The organism is Aedoeadaptatus nemausensis, from assembly GCF_903819165.1.
Lineage (GTDB): Bacteria > Bacillota > Clostridia > Tissierellales > Peptoniphilaceae > Aedoeadaptatus > Aedoeadaptatus nemausensis.
This window is the reverse complement of record NZ_CAIJCS010000042.1, coordinates 1-3,725: the sequence shown is the minus strand read 5'-3', so window position 1 is coordinate 3,725 and position 3,725 is coordinate 1. Positions and strand designations below refer to the sequence as shown.

Sequence of the window (3,725 nt, the reverse complement as noted above, 5' to 3'; positions counted from 1 at the left end):
AGGAGGTCAAATGAAATATAAACCAACAAAATTTATGCTACCTACATCTCACTATGATAAAAACAAAGCAGACTATGCTGTCACCTTTATAGAATGCCTGAAGCATACAAAAGGTAGATGGGCAGGTAAAGATTTCAAGCTTATTGACTGGCAAGAAGAAATCATAAGAGACTTATTTGGCATTGTAAAAGATACAGGATATCGACAATTTAATACTGCATATATTGAAATACCAAAGAAGATGGGAAAATCTGAACTTGCGGCTGCTGTAGCACTCCTCCTTACTTGTGGTGATGGAGAAGAAAGAGCAGAAGTTTATGGATGTGCTGCTGATAGACAACAGGCAACTATAGTTTTTGATGTTGCAGCTGATATGGTAAGGATGAGCCCAGCCTTATCTAAAAGAGTAAAGATTCTAGCATCTCAAAAGAGGATGATATATAAGCCGACCAATTCTTTCTATCAAGTCTTATCTGCAGAGGCTTATTCTAAACACGGATTTAATATTCATGGTGTTGTCTTTGACGAACTTCATACTCAGCCCAATAGAAAATTATTTGATGTTATGACTAAGGGTTCAGGAGATGCAAGAACCCAGCCCTTATATTTTCTTATAACAACAGCTGGAACAGATACGAAATCAATCTGCTATGAAACTCACCAAAAGGCAGTGGACATACTTGAAGGAAGAAAAACTGATCCAACTTTTTATCCTGTGATTTATGGAGCAGATAGGGATGATGATTGGACAGATGAAAAAGTATGGCATAAGGCAAATCCCTCTCTTGGAATTACAGTTCCAATAGAAAAAGTAAGACAAGCCTGTGAATCAGCTAAGCAAAATCCAACTGAAGAGAATGCCTTCAGACAGTTAAGATTAAATCAGTGGGTCAAACAAGCAATTAGGTGGATGCCTATGGAAAAATGGGACTTATGTAACTTTGCTGTTAATGGAAAAGAACTAAAAGGTAGAGTTTGCTATGGTGGTCTTGATCTTTCATCTACAACAGATATTACAGCCTTTGTTTTAGTCTTTCCTCCAATAGACGAAGATGATAAATATCAAATATTACCCTACTTTTGGTTGCCAGAAGAAAATCTCGACCTAAGAGTAAAAAGAGACCACGTAAACTATGACCTATGGCATAAGCAAGGCTACATTCAAACTACAGAAGGCAATGTTGTCCACTATGGTTTTATTGAGAAATTCATAGAGGACTTGGGAGAAAAATATAACATCAGAGAAATAGCCTTTGATAGATGGGGAGCAGTTCAGATGGTTCAAAACTTAGAAGGCATGGGTTTTACAGTAGTTCCCTTTGGTCAAGGATTTAAAGATATGTCTTCACCAACAAAAGAATTAATGAAACTTACACTTGAAAGAAAAATAGCCCACGCAGGTCATCCAGTTCTAAGGTGGATGATGGATAATATTTTTATACGAACTGATCCTGCTGGAAACATAAAGGCAGATAAGGAAAAATCCACAGAAAAGATAGATGGAGTTATTGCTACAATAATGGCTCTAGATAGGGCAATAAGATGTGGCAATGATACGAGTGAATCTGTTTATGATGATAGGGGATTGATTGTTTTTTAATATCTCTTAGCATTATTCCTAAAACTGGCATATTCCATTCCGATACTCTTGACATTATTCCGATGAAATAATAACATAAATTATGAATAGGAGGAGAGTTATGTTTACAGGAGTAAGCGAAATTGCAAAAAAATGGGGCATATCAGAAAGAAGAGTTAGAATTTTATGCAGTGAAGGAAGAATTCCCAATGCATATAAAAAAGGTAAAATATGGAAAATTCCATCAAATGCAATAAAGCCGACAGATGAAAGATTTACAAAGCCTAAAACTCTTCTTCCAATAATTGATGAAAAATTAGCAAAATTAAACACTCTAAGACCTCTTACAGAGGGAGAGGTCGCAAGGCTTTTAGAAGATTTCATGATTGAATACACATATAATACGAATGCGATTGAAGGAAACACTCTTACTTTAAGAGAAACAGATATGGTTCTTAGAGGGCTTACTATTGATAAAAAACCATTGAAAGATCATATAGAAGCGGTTTCTCATAAAGAAGCTTTTTACTTTGTTGTAGATTTAGTTAAAGAAAATAGAGAATTGACAGAGAGTCTAATAAAGCAAATTCATTATCTTGTATTAGGAGATAAAAAAGAAGATAGGGGAGTTTACAGAAAAGTTCCTGTTCGTATAATGGGTGCAAGTCATGAACCTGTGCAACCATATTTAATTGAGCCCAAAATGGAGGAACTCTTAATAAATTATAAAGCATCAAGTGAGCATATTATAACTAAACTTGCAAAATTTCATATAGAGTTCGAGGGGATTCATCCTTTTATTGATGGAAATGGAAGGACTGGCAGACTTTTAGTTAATCTCGAACTTATGAAAGAGGGTATTCCACCGATAGATATTAAATTTACCGACAGAATAAAATATTATGAGGCATTTGATGAATATCACGTAAAAAATAACTTGAGCGAAATGGAAAGCTTATTTGCGTCTTATGTTAATGAAAGATTAGATGAGTATCTAGGAATACTTGAAATGAAATAAATTATATTTAGCACTCTTTTAGATGAGTGCTATTTTTATGCCTAAATTTAGGAGGTGGTAATATAAACATTTTAAATTTAATATTTAAGTCGAGAGACAAACCTAAAGACGGGGAGAGGATATCTTCATCGTCTTTTTTATTTGGGAGAACAACAGCAGGAAGGAATGTCAACGAATTTACTGCCATGCAAATGACGGCAGTTTATTCATGTGTGAGAGTTCTTGCTGAAACCTTAGCAGGACTTCCTCTTCATCTATATAAAAGAGGAGATTCGAACTCAAAGGAAAAAGCAAAAGACCACGCCATATATTTTCTTTTACACGATGAGCCAAATACTGAGATGACTTCATTTGTATTTAGAGAGACACTAATGACTCATCTTCTACTTTGGGGTAATGCCTATGCTCAGATTATTCGTAATGGAAGAAATGAGGTTATTGGCCTTTATCCCTTAATGCCAAATAAGATGGCTGTTATGCGAAGTGAAGATGGAGAAATCTTTTATAAATACAAGCATAAATCTGAAGAAGTTTACCTTTTAAAAGAAGATGTCCTTCATATACCAGGGCTTGGTTTTGATGGTCTTATTGGATACTCACCAATCACCATGGCAAAAAATGCCATTGGTATGGCTATGGCATGTGAAGATTATGGAGCGTCATTCTTCCAAAATGGAGCACAACCAGGTGGGGTTTTAGAACATCCAGGCATAATTAAAGATCCAGAGAGAGTAAGGGAGTCATGGAATGCAGCCTTTCAAGGGCCTAAGAACGCCAACAAAGTGGCTGTACTTGAAGAAGGGATGAAATACCAACCGATTGCTATTGCGCCAAGTGAGGCCCAGTTTTTGGAAACAAGAAAGTTTCAGTTAAATGAGATAGCAAGGATATTCAGAATACCACCTCATATGATTGGTGACTTGGAAAGATCGTCATTTTCAAATATAGAACAACAGTCACTTGAATTTGTTAAATACACTCTTGATCCTTGGATTGTTCGTTGGGAGCAATCCCTAGAAAGAGCACTACTAACAAAGAAAGAAAAAGAATCCTACTTTATTAAATTTAATCTTGATGGACTTCTGAGGGGAGACTATGAATCAAGGATGAATGGATATGCTGTAGGAA

Annotated in this window: 3 protein-coding genes; all 3 read left to right on the top strand. The window is 35.6% G+C overall.

The window, feature by feature from the left end; all coding sequences use genetic code 11:
- The first annotated feature begins 10 nt into the window (after nucleotides 1-10).
- On the top strand, nucleotides 11-1,600 hold the full coding sequence (locus PEPTYR26121_RS08600) for a terminase large subunit (protein ID WP_180501021.1): 1,590 nt from the start codon (nucleotides 11-13) through the stop codon (nucleotides 1,598-1,600).
- Between the two features lie 100 nt (nucleotides 1,601-1,700).
- Entirely contained in the window at nucleotides 1,701-2,597 is an 897-nt protein-coding gene (locus PEPTYR26121_RS08595; RefSeq protein WP_180501019.1) for a Fic family protein, read from the top strand.
- Nucleotides 2,598-2,782: 185 nt separating this feature from the next.
- Nucleotides 2,783-3,725 (top strand): phage portal protein (locus PEPTYR26121_RS08590; RefSeq protein ID WP_246285933.1); only part of this gene is annotated, 943 nt, incomplete at its 3' end.

Bases quoted from the DNA above. Each gene is read 5' to 3' on its own strand.
- PEPTYR26121_RS08595 (WP_180501019.1), top strand. From the start codon at position 1,701: ATGTTTACAGGAGTAAGCGAAATTGCAAAAAAATGGGGCATATCAGAA.
- PEPTYR26121_RS08600 (WP_180501021.1), top strand. From the start codon at position 11: ATGAAATATAAACCAACAAAATTTATGCTACCTACATCTCACTATGAT.